This window comes from Nonomuraea sp. NPDC049028, assembly GCF_043197735.1.
GTDB lineage: Bacteria > Actinomycetota > Actinomycetes > Streptosporangiales > Streptosporangiaceae > Nonomuraea.
Genome location: NZ_JBICTR010000010.1, coordinates 455,051 through 471,406, shown reverse-complemented (window position 1 = coordinate 471,406; position 16,356 = coordinate 455,051). Strand labels below are relative to the sequence as shown.

General features: G+C 69.0%; 13 protein-coding genes. 6 read left to right on the top strand and 7 right to left on the bottom strand.

Annotation, left to right across the window (positions count from 1 at the left end; all coding sequences use genetic code 11):
- Positions 1-36: 36 nt before the first annotated feature.
- Positions 37-666: a Uma2 family endonuclease gene (locus ACGFJ2_RS38740; protein WP_393477045.1), complete on the top strand. Its 630-nt coding sequence runs from the start codon at positions 37-39 to the stop codon at positions 664-666.
- A 32-nt stretch (positions 667-698) separates the two neighbouring features.
- Here ACGFJ2_RS38740 and hrpA read toward each other — a convergent pair whose 3' ends face one another.
- Positions 699-4,568, bottom strand: a complete 3,870-nt coding sequence (gene hrpA, locus ACGFJ2_RS38735; RefSeq protein WP_393477042.1) for an ATP-dependent RNA helicase HrpA — start codon at positions 4,566-4,568, stop codon at positions 699-701.
- Between the two features lie 359 nt (positions 4,569-4,927).
- On the bottom strand, positions 4,928-5,641 hold the full coding sequence (ppgK, locus tag ACGFJ2_RS38730) for a polyphosphate--glucose phosphotransferase (RefSeq protein ID WP_357940592.1): 714 nt from the start codon (positions 5,639-5,641) through the stop codon (positions 4,928-4,930).
- A gap of 220 nt (positions 5,642-5,861) precedes the next feature.
- Here ppgK and ACGFJ2_RS38725 point away from each other — a divergent pair, with 220 nt between their 5' ends.
- Complete coding sequence (locus ACGFJ2_RS38725) at positions 5,862-6,890, top strand: TIGR03118 family protein (RefSeq protein ID WP_357940590.1); 1,029 nt, start codon at positions 5,862-5,864, stop codon at positions 6,888-6,890.
- Between the two features lie 314 nt (positions 6,891-7,204).
- On the opposite strand, the gene ACGFJ2_RS38720 is transcribed toward ACGFJ2_RS38725, so the two are convergent.
- From ACGFJ2_RS38720 to ACGFJ2_RS38710, 3 genes are read right to left on the bottom strand one after another with little or no spacing between them, the layout of a single operon-like run.
- Positions 7,205-7,795, bottom strand: a complete 591-nt coding sequence (locus ACGFJ2_RS38720) for an HAD family hydrolase (protein ID WP_358174968.1) — start codon at positions 7,793-7,795, stop codon at positions 7,205-7,207.
- Positions 7,792-8,397, bottom strand: coding sequence for a response regulator transcription factor (locus tag ACGFJ2_RS38715; protein WP_358174966.1), 606 nt, complete (start codon positions 8,395-8,397; stop codon positions 7,792-7,794). Before ACGFJ2_RS38715 ends, ACGFJ2_RS38720 begins: the two co-directional genes overlap by 4 nt.
- Positions 8,398-8,451: 54 nt before the next feature.
- Entirely contained in the window at positions 8,452-9,975 is a 1,524-nt protein-coding gene (locus tag ACGFJ2_RS38710; protein ID WP_393477037.1) for a carboxylesterase/lipase family protein, read from the bottom strand.
- A gap of 129 nt (positions 9,976-10,104) precedes the next feature.
- Between ACGFJ2_RS38710 and ACGFJ2_RS38705 the strand changes: the two genes are divergently transcribed.
- Positions 10,105-10,923, top strand: a complete 819-nt coding sequence (locus ACGFJ2_RS38705) for a DUF4253 domain-containing protein (protein WP_357940583.1) — start codon at positions 10,105-10,107, stop codon at positions 10,921-10,923.
- 238 nt (positions 10,924-11,161) lie between these two features.
- On the opposite strand, the gene ACGFJ2_RS38700 is transcribed toward ACGFJ2_RS38705, so the two are convergent.
- Both ACGFJ2_RS38700 and ACGFJ2_RS38695 read right to left on the bottom strand, forming a co-directional pair.
- Positions 11,162-11,992: an SAM-dependent methyltransferase gene (locus ACGFJ2_RS38700; RefSeq protein ID WP_393477033.1), complete on the bottom strand. Its 831-nt coding sequence runs from the start codon at positions 11,990-11,992 to the stop codon at positions 11,162-11,164.
- A gap of 174 nt (positions 11,993-12,166) precedes the next feature.
- Positions 12,167-13,414: a Scr1 family TA system antitoxin-like transcriptional regulator gene (locus ACGFJ2_RS38695; RefSeq protein ID WP_357940579.1), complete on the bottom strand. Its 1,248-nt coding sequence runs from the start codon at positions 13,412-13,414 to the stop codon at positions 12,167-12,169.
- Positions 13,415-13,749: 335 nt separating this feature from the next.
- Between ACGFJ2_RS38695 and ACGFJ2_RS38690 the strand changes: the two genes are divergently transcribed.
- The 3 genes from ACGFJ2_RS38690 to ACGFJ2_RS38680 are packed head-to-tail and all read left to right on the top strand — an operon-like array spanning position 13,750 to position 16,327.
- Positions 13,750-14,409, top strand: coding sequence for a hypothetical protein (locus ACGFJ2_RS38690; protein WP_393477029.1), 660 nt, complete (start codon positions 13,750-13,752; stop codon positions 14,407-14,409).
- Entirely contained in the window at positions 14,406-16,001 is a 1,596-nt protein-coding gene (locus ACGFJ2_RS38685; RefSeq protein WP_357940575.1) for an MFS transporter, read from the top strand. The genes ACGFJ2_RS38690 and ACGFJ2_RS38685 overlap by 4 nt, the downstream gene beginning before the upstream one ends.
- 11 nt (positions 16,002-16,012) lie before the next feature.
- Positions 16,013-16,327, top strand: coding sequence for a hypothetical protein (locus ACGFJ2_RS38680; protein ID WP_357940573.1), 315 nt, complete (start codon positions 16,013-16,015; stop codon positions 16,325-16,327).
- The last annotated feature ends 29 nt before the right edge of the window (positions 16,328-16,356 follow it).

The following is a 16,356-nucleotide window of genomic DNA, read 5'->3' as shown; positions in this document are numbered from 1 at the left end:
TAGCGTGCCCGTTCGAATACGAAGGGACAGATTTACATGGTCGCCATGACAATACGTCACGAAGAGACTACCGATCAGGAGGCCCAAGAGCCTCAGGAGCAGACCTGCACGAGGGAGCTACCACGCACCGCTCGGGAGCTGTTCGATGCCCTCCCCGAACTCCCCGGCTTCCGAGCCGAAGTAATCGAAGGAAACCTGATCGTGAGCCCAGTCGGCACCCCCGAGCACGCCGATCACGCCGTAGCTCTCCTCCTGGCGCTCCTGCCCGTCATTAACGAACATGGCTGGCGGGGACGGCCCGGCAGCGTGGATGTGTGCATCGAGGGGCCACGAGACCCGGTCGCGCCTGACTTCGTCCTGGCCCCAGCCGATTGCCCCCGCTGGGGCGAACGCGAACTGCTGTCCTCAGGCCTGATCATGGTCGCCGAGGTCGTCTCCACCAGCAGCGCCCGAAGAGACCGCGAAGACAAGCCCCCGCTCTACGCAACCGGCGGCGTACCGATCTACCTCCTGATCGACACCATCGCCAAACCACCGTCCGTCACCGTCTACAGCGGCATCGACGACGGCGTCTACCGGACCACGGCCACCGTGCCCGTCGGGACCCCGCTCCGGCTGCCCGCCCCGATCGACTTCGAGCTCGACACCTCCATTTTCAAGGCGTGAGCCGCTCCATCCATCTCAAGGCGTGAGCTTCCTCAAGGCGCGAGCTTCTCCATCGCCTTGGCGATGCGCTTCTCCGACACCGGCGTGGGCGTGCCCAGCGTCTGGGCGAAGAAGCTGACCCTGAGCTCCTCGATCATCCAGCGGATCTCCAGCACGTCCGGATCCGAGCGTCGCGCCGGGTGGAGCCGGGCCAGCAGGTCCTCGTAGGCGTCCTCCACCTTGTGCACCCGGTCCATCCACTCCTCGTCCCGCCACGGCTCCTCGGGGAGCTTGGTCAGGCGGCGTTCGATGGCTCGGATATAGCGGAGTATGTCGGGTAGGCGGCGGTAGCCCGTCGCGGTGATGAAGCCCGCGAAGACGAGCTTGCCCAGTTGGTCGCGGACGTCCGAGGTGGAGGCGCTCTGCCGCAGGGCGTCGAGGCGGGTGCCGATCGCGTGCCACACGGTCAAGATCTGCTCCGTGCGCCCCAGTACCTCGGCCGAGGTCTCGTACACGTGCGCGCGTACGTGCTGATAGAGCCGGTCGAACGAGACCGGGTCCCAGGCGGGGCCGCCCAGGTCGAGCATGAGCTTGTCGATCGCCGCGTTGACCACGTCGTCGAAGAGCGCCACCGCGCCCCCGTGCGGGCTGCGCGACAGGGCCAGCTTGGCCTGGTTGGACAGGCCGCCCAGCAGTGACTTGGCCGGGTTGGTGACGTTGAGCAGGAGCAGGCGGCGGGTGCCGGGCCAATGGGAGCGGCGCTGTTCGGCCTCCGTCTCGAAGATCTTGATCGACACGGAGTCGCCGTCGTCCACCAGTGCCGGGTAGCCCTTCATGCGGCCCTGCTCGAAGACCTTGGGCAGGGTGCCGAAACTCCAGGTGTGCAGGCCCGACTGCTCAAGGTCGTCGGCGGCGGCCGAGAGCGTCTTGCGCAGGCGCGGCGCCAGGCGCCGCTTGAGGGCGTCGAGGTCCTTGTCCTCGGCGATCGTGCGCTTGCGCTCGTCGATCACCCGGTAGGTGATGCGCAGGTGGTCGGGGACCTGGTCGAGCTGCCAGGCGTCGTGCGGCACGCGTACGCCGGTCAGCCGTAGCAGCTCTCGCTCCACGGCCTCCAGCAGGGGTTCGCCGCCCTGGCGTACGCCTTGGAGCACCTGCTTGGCGTAGTTGGGGGCGGGGACGAAGTTGCGGCGCAGGTGTTTGGGCAGCGACCTGATCAGGGCGGTGATCAGCTCGTCGCGCAGGCCGGGGATCTGCCAGTCGAACCCGTCGGAGCTGACCTGGTTGAGCACCTGCAGCGGCACGTGCACCGTGACGCCGTCGGCGTCGGCGCCGGGCTCGAACTGGTAGGTCAGCTTCATCCGCTGGCCGAGCTGCCGCCAGGCGTCGGGGTAGTCGTGGGCGCTGACGTCGGCGCCCTCGTTGACCAGCATCTCGGGCGAGTACGTCAGCAGGTCGGGCTCGGTGGTCCTGACCTTCTTCCACCAGGAGTCGAAGTGGCGCGCGGACACGACGTCGGCGGGGACGCGCTGGTCGTAGAAGTCGAACAGCGCCTCGTCGTCGACCATGATGTCGCGCCGGCGGGCCCGGTTCTCCAGTTCCTCGACCTCTTCGAGCAGCTTCCGGTTGTCCTGGAGGAAGCGGTGGTGGCTGTCCCAGTCGCCTTCGACGAGCGCGTGCCTGATGAACAGCTCGCGTGACAGGTCGGGGTCGATGCGGCCGTAGTTGACCTTCCGCCCGGCCACCAGCGGTACGCCGTACAGGGTGACCTTCTCCAGCGCGATCACCGCGCCCTGGTTCTTCTCCCAGTGCGGCTCGGAGTAGGTACGTTTGACCAGGTGCTGGGCCAGCGGCTCGACCCAGTCGGGCTCGATCTTGGCGTTGACCCTGGCCCACAGCCGGGAGGTCTCGACGAGCTCGGCCGACATCACCCACTGGGGCTGTTTCTTGGCCAGCGCGGAGCCGGGGAAGATGGCGAAGCGGGCGTTGCGGGCGCCGATGTACTCCTGGATCGGGCGGCGCCCGTCGGGGGCCCGCTTCTCCATGACGTCCTTGACGCCGATGTGCGACAGGAGGCCCACCAGCAGCGCGGCGTGCACCTGCTGCGGGTCGGCCTGCTGGCTCCCCGGCTGGGCGCCGAGGGATTGGCGGATCTGGCTGTAGATGTCCTGCCACTCGCGTACGCGCAGGTAGTTGAGGAACTCCGACTTGCACAGGCGGCGGAAGGCGCTGGAGGACAGCTCCCGCTGTTTGTCCCGCAGGTGGTTCCACAGGTTGAGGTAGGACAGGAAGTCGGACTCCGGGTCGGCGAAGCGGCGGTGCTTCTCGTCGGCCTGCTGCTGCTTGTCGACGGGCCGCTCGCGCGGGTCCTGGATGGACAGCGCGGCGGCGATGACCATGACCTCGCGCAGGCAGCCGTTCTTCTCGGCCTCCAGGACCATCCGGCCCAGGCGCGGGTCGACGGGCAGCCCGGCCAGCTTGCGCCCGATGCTCGTGATGCCGCCCTGACCGTCGAAGGCGCCCAGCTCGTGCAGCAGGCTCACGCCGTCGCGTACCTGGCGGCGGTCCGGCGGCTCGACGAACGGGAACGCCTCGATGTCGCCCAGCCCGATCGAGGTCATCTGCAGGATGACCGAGGCCAGGTTGGTGCGCAGGATCTCGGGGTCGGTGAACTCCGGCCGCTTGAGGAAGTCCTCCTCCTCGTAGAGCCGGATGCAGACGCCGTCGGAGGTACGGCCCGAGCGGCCCTTGCGCTGGTTGGCGCTCGCCTGCGAGATGGCCTCGATCGGCAGGCGCTGCACCTTGGTGCGATGGCTGTAGCGGGAGATGCGCGCGTAGCCCGGGTCGACGACGTATTTGATGCCCGGGACGGTCAGCGACGTCTCGGCCACGTTGGTGGCCAGGACGATGCGGCGGCCGGTGTGGCGCTGGAACACGCGGTGCTGCTCGGCGGCGCTGAGCCGGGCGTACAGCGGCAGCACCTCGGTGTTGCGGAAGTCGGCCTTGTCCAGCGCGTCGGCGGCGTCGCGGATCTCCCGCTCGCCCGACAGGAACACCAGGATGTCGCCGGGGCCCTCGGTGACCAGCTCGCGGCAGGCGTCGACGATGCCCTGCGTCTGGTCGTCGTCCTCGTCGAGCGGCCGGTAGCGCACCTCGACGGGGTAGGTGCGGCCCGAGACCTCGACGATCGGGGCGTCGTCGAAGTGGCGGGAGAACCGCTCCGGGTCGATCGTGGCGCTGGTGATGATCAGCTTGAGGTCGGGACGCTTGGGCAGCAGCTGCTTGAGGTAGCCGAGGATGAAGTCGATGTTGAGGCTGCGCTCGTGCGCCTCGTCGATGATCAGCGTGTCGTACTGCTCCAGCAGCCGGTCGTTCTGCAGCTCGGCCAGCAGGATGCCGTCGGTCATCAGCTTGACCAGGGTGCGGTCGCTGGCCTGGTCGGTGAAGCGCACCTTGTAGCCGACCGCCTGGCCCAGCTCGGTGCCCAGCTCTTCGGCGATGCGCTCGGCCACCGTACGGGCGGCGATGCGGCGCGGCTGGGTGTGGCCGACCAGGCCCCTGACACCGCGGCCCAGCTCCAGGCAGATCTTCGGGATCTGGGTGGTCTTGCCGGATCCGGTCTCCCCGGCGATGATCACGACCTGGTGGTCGCGGATGGCCGCGAGGATGTCGTCCTTGCGCTGGGATACGGGGAGATTTTCCGGATAGCTGACTTCTGGTACGGCTTCGCGGCGCCGGGCAAGGCGGCGCTCGGCGCGTTCCACGTCGGCGAGGATCTCCGCGGTGATCTTGTCCCGGGCCTCGCGGGAGCGTACCCGGCGCACGCCGTCGAGCCTGCGCCGCAATCGCCGCTGGTCGCGCGGCATCAACTCGGGCAGGCGGGACTGGAGCTCGGTGAGTGGAGAGGACAACGCAGAGGTTCCCATACTGCTATCAGGATATTTGAGCTCCGCGTCCCCGGAGCCAACCCACCATGCTGCCCCACGGCGCCGGGGTCCGCATCCGAATATCCGTCGACGGGGATCGCCCAGGTAGGGCCCGCGCTCTCCGGTTGACCGTGATCGCCCAAGACGGGCCCACTCTCCCCAGAGTTGTCGCCTTGGACGACCACGGTCACTAATGAGACTCCCGAGAAGCCCATCAGGTTGCGTTCCGGGCCAACCTTTCTTGATCACCCAGGTCGGAGGCTCGCGAAACAGGCGACCCCGCCGCCTCGCCCCCCTCAATCGCGAGAGCCTCCCCCGGACGGACGCCGCCGGTGGGACTCAGCGAGCCGCAAACGTGATCATTTGACGGCTAGGGCGGCGCCGATGATGCCCGCTTCGTTGCGCAGGCGCGCGGGGACGACGGCGGTGTCCACGTGGACGTACGGAAGGAACTTGTCCGCCTTCTTGCTCACCCCGCCGCCGATGACGAACAGCGACGGCGAGAAGAGCATCTCCACGTGCCGCAGGTACTCCTCCACCCGCCCGGCCCACTTCTCCCACCCGAGGTCGTGCTCCTCACGGGCGTGATCGGAGGCGCGGCGCTCGGCGTCCTTGCCGTGGAGCTCCAGATGCCCCAGCTCGGTGTTGGGTACCAGGACGCCGTCGACGAACACCGCGCTGCCGATGCCCGTCCCGAACGTCAGCATGATGACGGTCCCCATCCGGTCCCGGCCCTCGCCGAACCTCATCTCCGCGACGCCGGCCGCGTCGGCGTCGTTGAGGACGGTCGCGCCGTCGAAGAGCTTTCTCGCGTCGACGCCGATCCAGGAGTGGTCGACGTTCGCGGCCGTCATGATCACGCCGTCCACGACCACGCCGGGGAACGTGACGCCGACCTGTCCCGTCCAGTCGAAATGCTTGACGATCTCCACCACGACCTCGGCCACCTCGCGCGGCTTGGCCGGCTGCGGCGTGGGGATGCGCAGGCGCTCCTCTGTCAGCCGCCCCGACGCGGTGTCCACGGGGGCGCCCTTGATCCCGGATCCGCCGATGTCAATGCCCAAAACTTCCATGTACCTCAACTCCCCAGGAAAACGCCCGATTGACGTCCGAGGCCAATATTTCTGACCGTTACTGAACCGCACTTGCGTCCCCCACGTATCTCCGGCCACAAGCGCTAACAAGGAGGCACGGATGCGGCTCCGCATCATCACACTCTGCGCTGGTGCGGTCGTCTTGAGCACGACCCTCACCGCCCCCGCACAGGCAGCGACGAATACCAAGTTTGACGTCGTGAATCTCATTTCCGACATCCAGGGGAAGGCAGCAGTCCACGATCCTAAACTGGTCAACCCGTGGGGACTGGCCATGGGCAAGACCCTGTGGGTCTCCGACACGGGCACCGGCACCGCGACCGTCTACTCAGGAGCGGGCAGGAAGGAGGCGACCGAGGTGGCCATTCCCGGTGGCGCTCCGACCGGCCAGGTGTTCAACTCGGGCGAGGGCTTCACCGTCAAGGGCAAGCCCGCCACGTTCATCTTCGCCAGCCCGAGTGGCGCGATCACCGGCTGGAACGCCGAGGTGGACCCGAAGAACGCGATCATCGCGGCCTTCACCCGGGGCGCCGACTACAAGGGCCTCGCGCTGGTGAACACCGACGATGGCGACTTCCTGCTGGCCGCCGACTTCGCCAACGGGCGCCTCGCCGCGTGGAACTCGGAGTTCGAGAAGATCAACCTGTCCCGCAGGGCGTTCAGGGACCCCTCGGTCCCCTCCAATTACCACCCGTACAACGTGACGTTCAGCGGCGGCAGCGTATGGGTCGCCTATGCCCTGCGTGACTCGCAGACCGGCAAGTCCATCGCGGGCGCCGGCAAGGGTTTCGTCAGCCGCTTCAACGTGAACGGACGCCTGGTCGGACGCATCGCGCGCACCGGGCTCAACGCCCCTTGGGCCGTGACCGCCGCGCCGAAGCAGTTCGGCGCGTTCGCCGGATCGGTCCTGGTCGGCAACTTCGGCGACGGGACGATCCACGCCTACCGCGGCAACCGCCACCTGGGCGCGCTGCGCGATGGCAACGGCAAGACGATCTGGCTGCCGGGCCTGTGGGACCTCGAGCCGGGCACCGCCGCCACCGGCGGCGAGAACGCCCTGTGGTTCTCCGCGGGCATCGACAAGGCCCAGCACGGCCTGGTGGGCGTGCTCCGGCCCGCCGGCACGGGATCGCAGGTGAGCACGCCTTCGTCGAGCCCCACGCCGACTAACCACTCGTCGCACAAGCCGTCGACGACGTCCAGTCAGTCTCCGTACGGGAGTTACTGACCGGACCCGCTGAACGTTTCCGGCACGGCAGGCGCGAGCCGTGCCGGAAACAAGCTCTTGTTTCTGGTACGCGTTATGTACGTCTTTTATGAGGCTTGGACGGGATAACACGCATCCCGTGCAAGTCCGTATGCATTTGTGATCGTTCTTCCCAACGGACCGTCCCCTTCCACTCGCCCGAAGGGAGTATCCCTCCAAGGGGACATCAGCCACAACGGACCGTCTTCTTCCTCTCCCCCCAAGGACCCCAGCAACCACGGACCGGCACAGGGGTCGAGAGGGTCTCGTGACGAACCCGCGGGGAACCTCGGTCGCTAGTCGAAGAGCCCGGTGAGCGCGGGAGTCAGGTCGGCGATGCTCCGGTAGTGCACGCCGGTCATCCCCACGGCCGTGGCGCCCGCCACGTTCTCCAGCCGATCGTCGACGAACAGGCAGCGCTCCGGCGCGACGCCCGCCAGCTCGGCCGCGAGTTCGTAGATCCGCCGATCGGGCTTGGCCACGCCCACCCGGGCACTGCTGACCACCGCGTCGGCGAAGTAGGCCAGCCCGAGCCGCTCCAGGTGCTCCTCCAGCGTGTCCATGGCATTGGTGACCAGCACCACGGGCACCCGCCCCTGCGCCCGCGCCAGCAGCCCCCTGACCTCCTCGTCCACCCAGAACGGCACCTCCGCGAACTCGGCGGCGGCCTGGCGGGCGCGCTCGTCGCCGCCCAGCGCCACGGCTATGGACTCGACCCACTGGGCCTCGGTGATGTGACCGAGCGTGGCGGGGCCGATCAGGTCCGGGTCGAAGGCGGTCTTGCTCAGGGGCAGGCCGTAGCGGGCCTCGATGTCGGCCTGAACCGCGTGGTCGAAATGGCGGAGCACTCCATCGAGATCACAGAGAACCGCGTCAAAGGGGGTCACAGCCACCCATTGTGCCGTGCCAGCTGGGCGGCCTCGATCCTGTTGCGGGTGTTCGTCTTGCCGATGGCGGACGACAGGTGGTTGCGTACCGTGCTCTCCGAGAGGTGCAGCCGCGCCGCCACGTCCGCGATCGTGGAGCCGTCGAGCGCCGCGGCCAGCACGTCGCGCTCGCGGTCCGTGAGCGGGCTGGGCCCGGCGTTCAGCGCGGCGGCGGCCAGGGCCGGATCGAGGATCCGCTCCCCCGCCACCGCCCGCCGGATCGCCGCGGCCAGCTCCTCCACCGGCCCGTCCTTGACCAGGAAGCCCGCCGCACCCGCCTCCATCGCCCGCCGCAGGTAGCCCGGCCTGGCGAACGTCGTCAGAATCAGCACCACGCACTCCGGCAGCGCGGCACGCAGTACGGGCAGCACGTCGAGCCCGCTGCGGCCGGGCAGCTCGATGTCGAGCAGCGCCACGTCGGGACGGTGCTCCGTGGCGGCCGGCACGATCGCGTCGCCGGAGGACACCTGGGCGACGATCTCCAGGTCGTCCTCCAGCCCGAGCAGCAGCGCCAGGGCGTCGCGCATCATCCCCTGGTCCTCGGCGATCATGACCCTGATCACGACGCCTCCCCTCGCGCTACGTCTACTTACAGAAGGCTCTACTTGCAGAAGGCTCTACTTCCAGAAGGCCAGCTGGTGCTCGGCAGCGTAGTCGACCGGCCGGACGGCCCCCGGAGCCAGGGACAGGGTGCCGGACGAGACTCGCGGCCAGGCGGGCAGCCCGCGGCCGTTCGGGTCGCCGGTGCGGGCGAAGTTCGTCCAGTAGTTCATCATCTGCCCGGACAGCTGCTCCTGGGCGGGCGACAGCTTGGCCTTGGTCTCCGGGAAGATGTACGGCAGGTCGCCGGCGTGGTAGGCGCCCCAGTCGAAGTCCGCCTCCAGCGGCAGGAACATCGGCGCCTTCCGGTCGGCGAACTCGTAGCCGTAGACCGGCGCCTTCTTGGCCAGCAGGGCGTTCTGCTCATGGGTGGACCGGGCCCACATACGATCGGTCAAGACGGTAGCCCAAGCGATACTCGGCGACTTATAGCGATTTACCGGATATTTCCGGGCAATTCTCTCGGCCTTCGCTCCGAACGCATCTTTTAGCAATTTCCGGTAATCCGGAGATGTGCCCTGGACGTCGTAATTCATCCCGACAAAGATCCGGTGTTCGTCCTTCGTCGTCCCGGCCAGGACCGGCATCGGGCTGGTGTGCCCCTTCCGCATCGCGTCGGCCGGCGACTCGGGCAGGACCTCGTTGCCGTACGCGTACGACTGGAAGGCGTTCATGATCTGCGGGACCTCGAGGATCTTCTTGACCGGCAGCGCGCGCAGGCACGCCAGGTCCGAGCAGCCCAGCTGCTTGGCGTACACCTCTCCTATGGCGCTCACCTGTGCGGCGGGCCGCCACGCGAAGGACGGCAGGGCGGGCACGCCCGGCACCATGCTGTTGGCGGGCATGTCCATCAGGGTCTCGCCGCTCTGCATGATCGCCCGCTGGAACAGGCCCTTGGCGCCCGGCGAGGCGAGCTGGCCGCCGATCGACAGCGCGCCGTAGGAGACGCCGAAGGCGGTCACGTTGCCCGGGTCGCCGCCGAAGGCCGCCGCGTTCCGCTTGACCCAGCGCAGCGCCTCCTGCTGGTCCTGCAGGCCGTACGTGCCCGAGTCGCGCAGCCCCGGATAGCCGAACCCGCTGAACACGCCGAGCCGGTAGTTGATCGTCACGACCACCACGCCCTTGGCGACCAGCTTCCGCGCGTCGGAGAAGTGGCCCGCGCCCACCGCGCCGTCGCCGTGGATCCACACCATGACCGGCCGGCCCTTCCCGGGGACGGCGGGTGTGGTGACGTTCAGGAACAGGCAGTCCTCGTTGTCGCTGCTGGTCGGCGCGTAGACGGTGCCGACCTGCGGGCACATGGCGCCCGGCTTGGTGGCCTCCCGTACTCCCTGCCACGCGGGCGCGGGCTTCGGCGCCTCCCAGCGCGCCGCCGTGGCGTATTTGATGCCCTGGAACAGGCGGTTCGTCGCGGTCACCGTGCCGCGCACGGCTCCCGACGCGGTCTCGACGACCGCCGGATCCGCGACAGGCCCCGGTTTGCCGGCGGACGGTTGGGCGCACCCCGTGAGGAGTACGGCCAGCGCTAGCAGAATCTTCATGCCTCCACGGTCTCGGAGGCGGGGCGTCGGCAGAAGATTCGCCTGTACGGGATCGCCCAGGACAAAAGTCCTGACGCAACGGTCGGCATTACCATCTCCGAGACAGGATTCGGTACTGAAACGGTGGGCATGAACGATCACCAGCTGCCACGTGAGGTGTGCCAGCTGTTCGCCGACGGCGGCAGAGGGCGGCTCCTGCCGGTCGATCTGCCCGAGGGCGACGTCGTGTGGCCCGATCCCGGCTACACGCACCAGGGCCAGGCGTCCAGGCCCGCGTTCTGGATGAGCGACGAGGCCGTGGCGGGCGACGACTGGGCTCGGTTCCGGGCCGCCCACGCGCGCAGCGGTCTGTGGCCTGTTCTGCTGGACGAGTCCGCGCAGCCCTGGTCGATCGGGCAGATCGTGCCGGACGAGGCGCTGATGATAGATCACTTCACGGCCGAGGGGTTCATGGCCGAGGTGTGGCAGGAGTGGGTCTCCCAGATGCCGCCGGACGCCCTGGCGGAGCTGGAGCCGTTCGGCGCGCTCTGTCCGGGTCCTGCCCCGCCGGGGGTGCTGAGAGCCGATCCGGGGGCCGTCGCCGACTGGTACGCCCGTGAGCTGTCATCCAGGGGCCTGCCGCTCGGCCTGGTCGCCGCGCATCGGGGTGCCGACGCGCTGGCCGTGATGGGCTGGCAGGGGGCTTTGCACCATAACGAGTGGATGGTGCCGATGGCGGCGGTGGTACGCAGCTGGGAGGACCGGTTCGGGATCCGGGTGGTGGGGGTCGGCTTCAACACGCTGGAGCTGAGTGTCGCCGCGCCGCCGGTCGAGCCTGAGCACGCGCTGCATGTGGCGGCTGAGCATTGGACGTTCTGCCCGGACAACGTCGTCCAGGGGCCGGGGGATCTCCAGAGTTACGCGGAGCAGATCATCGGGCGGCATTACTGGTCGTTCTGGTGGGATTAAGGGGACCGCTCTGGGGGTCCGTGACACGACCGTCGCGATTTCTGTGACGGTCCGTGGTGGCTGGGGTCCTTGGGAGGGACACCCCCTCCGGGGGAGCGAAAGGAAACGGTCCGTCGTGGCCGGCGTCACTAGCGAGGGGCGAGGAAGAAGGCGGTCCGAGGGTCCGGCCGGTTTGGTGGGCCGGACCCTTGGGTGCGGGCGTCTGTGTGACGGCCGCGCGGGCGCCGTGGCCGGTGGGTCAGGGAAGGCGGGCCACGGCGCCGTAATTGCCCGACGAGCTCGGCTGGTCCGTGCACACGGAGTCGCCGTCGGGCCGCCATTGCGGGACCCACACCAGGCCCGGTTCCAGCAGCTCGAGCCCGTCCAGGAAGGTCGCCACCTCCGCACGTGAGCGGATCACGTGTCCCGGCAGCGTCATCGCGAGCAGGTCGTTGATAGCGGGCAGCAGTTCGGCGGGGATTCCGTCGAAGGTGGTCTGCAGGATCGCGAGGTAGCTGCCGTCCACGACGGCGTGGCACAGGCGTTTGATCACGAAGGAGGCAAGCTCGTCGTCGGTGAGGCTGTGGGTCGACAGAAGCAGCACCCCCACGGGCCGCTCCCAGTCGATGAACCGGGCCACGACCTCGTCGGCGAGCATGTCGTCGATCTGTCGTATGTCGCCCTCCACCACCCGTACGAGGTCGTTGAGGGGCTCGATGGTGACGCGGGCACTGGCCAGTATCAAAGGGTCGTTCTCGACATAGACGACGCGCACATCGGACGCGGCGGACGCGCCACGGGCGACGTCGTGTAACTGACGTCCGGGCGGCAGCGCGCTGGGCACGCCACTGCCGATGATCAGGAACTGGTCGATGCCGGAACCGGCCAGGTGGGCGACCACCCGCGCCAGGTAAAGCAGAACTGCTCGCGCGGCGGAGCCGGTGACCGGAACCGCCTCGTCGTAACGGCGCACCGCATCACTGTCAACCTCGAAGTGGTTCTTCCCTCCCGCGGCGGCGTCGAGTATTCGGGTGACACTCGCGCGGGTGGTGTCAAGGTTGGTCAGATTTCGGATGGCACGCTGACGCATTTGAGTGTTGCCCCTTTCCCCTCGCCGTATCTCACGGGAAAGTCGGTCCCACTGACCCCACTCAATTTGGCCCAACAATACCAATGATCCATCAACCTCAGGATCTGACAATACGAAGAACAATATTTGTTGGGAAATATCCATTTCCCGTTTTTCGTGCTAGGGAGTGTCAGATCACCGGTGGCTCAGACGGTCACGGTGCGCATACAGCAGCTCGTGCGTCTCGTCGCCCATGGTGGTGGAGACCGACAACTTGGTGAACGCCTGGTGGTAGGCCTCTACCGCGGCCGCGTCGGTGATCACTTCGTCCGATTCGATGGCGTGGGCACAGGCCACATCGGGCTCGAAGGCCTCCGGGAAGCGCCACATCGTGAACGGACCGCAACGGGGCAGGAAGATCGGATCGTCGATCGGCACGACGTGCAAGGAGATGTTGGGCCGCTTCGCGTACTCGATCAGCCGGTCGAGCTGAGCGGCCTGCGTCTCGGGGTCGGCGATCGAGCGCAGCAGGACGCTCTCGTCGATCACCGCCCACAGCACGGGTCCGTCGCCGTGGTTCAGCAGGGCCTGGCGGGATCGCATCAGGCGCACCGCCGCGTCGGCCGACGTCTGGCCGAGCCCGGCGCTGCCCGACACCTCGATGGCGGCCCGCGCGTAGGCCTCGGTCTGCAGCAGCGGGGGGACGATCTGGGTCTGGTACGTGCGGATCAGCGACGCCCGCTGCTCCAGGGCGTAGGTGGCGGCCATCCAGACGGGCACGGAGCCGGCGTCGTACCAGGAGGGCGGGCGTTCGCCGCGGGCCAGCGACAGGACGTATTCGCGGGTGGGCAGGGCGGTCACGCCGTAGAGGGTGAGCAGGCGCTCGACCGTGACGGGCGCGGGCGCGACGCGGCCCTCCTCTATCGCGCCGATGGCGGCGGCCCCTCTGCCCAGCGAGGTCTCGACCTCCTCCGGCGACATGCGCGCGATCAGCCGCAGGTTGCGCAGGCGGTCGCCGAGCGCCTCACGTTGCGGCGCGGTCAGCGGCGCCGCCGCCTCGGGGATCTCGGTGGTGGCGGGGGGCTGGTCGGGCAGCCCCTCGGCCGCGCGCGCGAGCTCGATCACGCCGCGCAGTACGGTCAGCGACCCGTCGGACAGCCCGGAGACCGACGCGCCGATGGCGGCGGCCCGCAACTGGAGCTCCTCGGCCGCGCCCGAGTCCGTGGCGTCCTCGCCCAGCAGCCAGCCCACGCTCACCTGTAGGCAGGCGGCCAGGGCGCGCAGCACCTGGAGGGTCGGGTTGGTCTGCTTGCCCGTGCGCAACTGGCTGACGTAGGCGCGGGTGATCGGGATGCCGGCTTCGGTGAGGGCCGCGGCGAGTTGCGCCCCCGTGAACCCGCGCTTGCTCATAGCGAGACCGAGTCGCTCGGCGAAGTTCGCCACTCGTACCTCCCAGCCGCCAGAAGCCTCCAGCGTAAAGGAAGCCTGGCTCGCCGTCCCCTGCCCTGCGGGGCGCGAAACTCCGCAGGGGGAGGTCAACATATACGAAAACTGTCAGTTGACACAACGAGCCGGGTACACCCACTATCGTACTGATCGTGGTAAGTGAGACTTGACAGCCGGAGGGTTCTGGAGAGTCTCCGGCGAGGAGGTGGCCGGACGTGACCGTCGATTCCGTCGATTCCAAGGTCCGTTCCTGGTTCTCGAAGAATCCGGCTCCCCCCGCGCAGGCCAGCGTGATCAGACGCGTCTGCGCTCGGGCGGCCCCTGAAAGGAACGTGATCCATGTAGCAGAGCTGCCACTCGGCGGCGTACAGGTCTGGGTGGAGGACACCCCTGACCGCTGGAGCGTGCAACACCGGATGGCCCGCGAGCTGAGGCTCGCCGGATGGCACACGGAGGCGAGTGCCGATCGCCTGCTGGTGCTCGGTTGGAGCGCCGACTGCCTGCATCACCGCGCCCGCATGCTGGCCTCGGCGCTGCGGGGCCGGTTGGCCGACTTCGACCAGACCGCGGTCATGGCGGTCATGATCGCCAACCCGCTGAAGGACCGGGTCCTGTCCATCGACGAGATCGTTCTCGAGGTGGAGGAGCAGCTCAGCAGGTCGCTGCGCTGGCCCGACCGGCTCGCCGATCTCGATGGCCTGGAACGCACCGCGACCGTGGAGTCGCTGCGGCTCCGGCTGGCGCAGATCGCCGGTCTGGAGGCCAAGGTGGCCCGCCGCTGTGCCGAGCACCTGAGCCTGGCCACGCAGGTCGCCCTCACGCTGGCCGGCGGCGAGGTACCGACCAGGATCCGCGAGAACAGCCGGGACATCGGCCTGTCCGAGCGGGTCGTCGCCGCGAGCGTGCCGAACAACAGCCCGGCGCCGGTTCCCGCCGAACCCGCCCCGGCCCCCGTCGAGCCCGAACTCAGCTACGCGGAGTCGACGCGATGACCCTGACGCCCATCCGCGAGGGCGTCGCCGGTCCCACGATGGTGCCCGCGATGCCGACGGCTCGCCGGTTCCGGGGGCGATTCGCCGTACTGCGGCTGGTCGCCTCCGGGGTGGTGGTCGCGATCATGGCGGACAGCACCGCGACGACGCTGGCGATCCCCGTGCTCAGCCGCGACCCGCTGGCGGCCGCCCTGCCGCTGTCCGAGATCACCTGGGTGAGCACGGTCAACTTCGCCGCCGTCGCCGCACTGCTCGCCACCGCCGGACGCTTCGCCGACCTGCTGGGCAGGCGCAGCGTGCTCGCGCTCGGCCTGGCCCTGTACGGGCTGGGCGCGACGACGGTCATCGCCGCCCCCTCCTGGACCCTGCTCCTGGCCGGACGGGTGGCGCAGGGAGTGGGCGCGGCGCTGATGTTCCCCGCCTCGCTGGCGCTGCTGCTCGGCGAGCTGCCCGCCAACCGCCGTGCCGGCGCCATCGCGCTGTGGAGCGCGTCGTCCGGCATCGGGGCCCTGGCCCTGCAGGCGGGCGGTGGCTGGCTGCTGACCGAGTACGGCTGGCGGGGCCTGTACCTGCCCGGCGCGGGACTCGCGGCGGCACTGCTGATGCTCACCCCGGCGCTCCCCCGCAACCGCGGCACCAGACAGGGCGTACCCGACCTGTTCGGCGCGGTCCTGCTGATCGGCGCGGTCGCGGGAGCGGTGCTGGCCATCTCCCAGGGCAGCCTTTGGGGCTGGACCTCCGTACGCACGCTGGCGTGCGCGGGAGGCGGCGGGCTGCTGCTGGCCCTGGCCATCGCGATCTCCTGGCGGCATCGCGCCGGAGCGATCGACATGAGCCTGTGGCGGCGTCCCGGCTTCCTGTGGGCCGGTGCCACCTCCTGCATGTACGGAGCCGCGTCCTTCGTCGTACTGGCCATGGGGCCGCTCTACCTGCGCAACGCCGAGTTCGACGCCAGCACCATCGGCCTCTGGCTCACCCCGATCTCCATCGCCATGATCGTGTCGAGCCCGATGGCCGCGCCCATCAGCCGGCGCATCGGCGTCAACGCCGTCATCTACAGCGGTGCCCTCGTCCTCGGCACCGGCTGCGCGCTGATGCTGGCCCAGCCGTCCCCGAACCTGTGGTGCCTGCTGGGCGCCGTCATGCTGGGCACCGGGTTCGGCTTCCTGTCCACCGGAACGTTCATGGTCGGCTCGATGGCCGCCGACCCCAGCCAGTACGCCTCGGCGGTCGGCGCGATCAACACCGCGCGCATGCTCGGCGGAGCCATCGGCGTGGCCGGCGCCTCGGTGCTGGTCGACCATCCCATGCTGGCCGGACCGATGCCGGGCTTCTCCACGGTGCTGGTGGCCTGCCTGGCGGTGGCGGTGCTGCTCGGCGTCGCGGCGCTGATCCGCGTAGCCCTCGCGGCCACCAGCAGCCGGCCACGCCGTCCCTCGCTGCGCGAAGCGGAGGCGGAGCTGGTCGTGCTGCGCGGCCTGCTCGCCGAGCTCCGCGACAGCTTCGTCCAGGTCCGCAGCGAGGCCGAGCACGAGCTGGCCCGCTTCGGTGTCCGCGACCCGTCCGAGTTCCGGGCCCTTGACCAGCGCTGACAGGAGTGATCATGCTCGCGAACGAGACCCGCAGGCCGTACCCGCACCCCTATGAAGTGCGTTCGCCCAGGCAGGTACTGCCGTCCAGTGCGACGCCCGATACGGACGACACACAGCCCGCGAGGATTCCACGCCAGAGCATCCCAGCACAGGCGATCCCTCGACAGACCATTCCTACCCAGGCCATACCCACCCAGGCGGCCTCCGTGCCGCCGCAGACCCCGCCCGAGTTGACGGCCCGCACCGTCCACCGTCTCCGCCACATACGGCAGGTGTCGGACCAGGCGATCAGCGTGATCGACCAGGTTCTTCACCACGTGCCCTGAACCCCCCAGGCTCCTTCGCAGGAGGAACT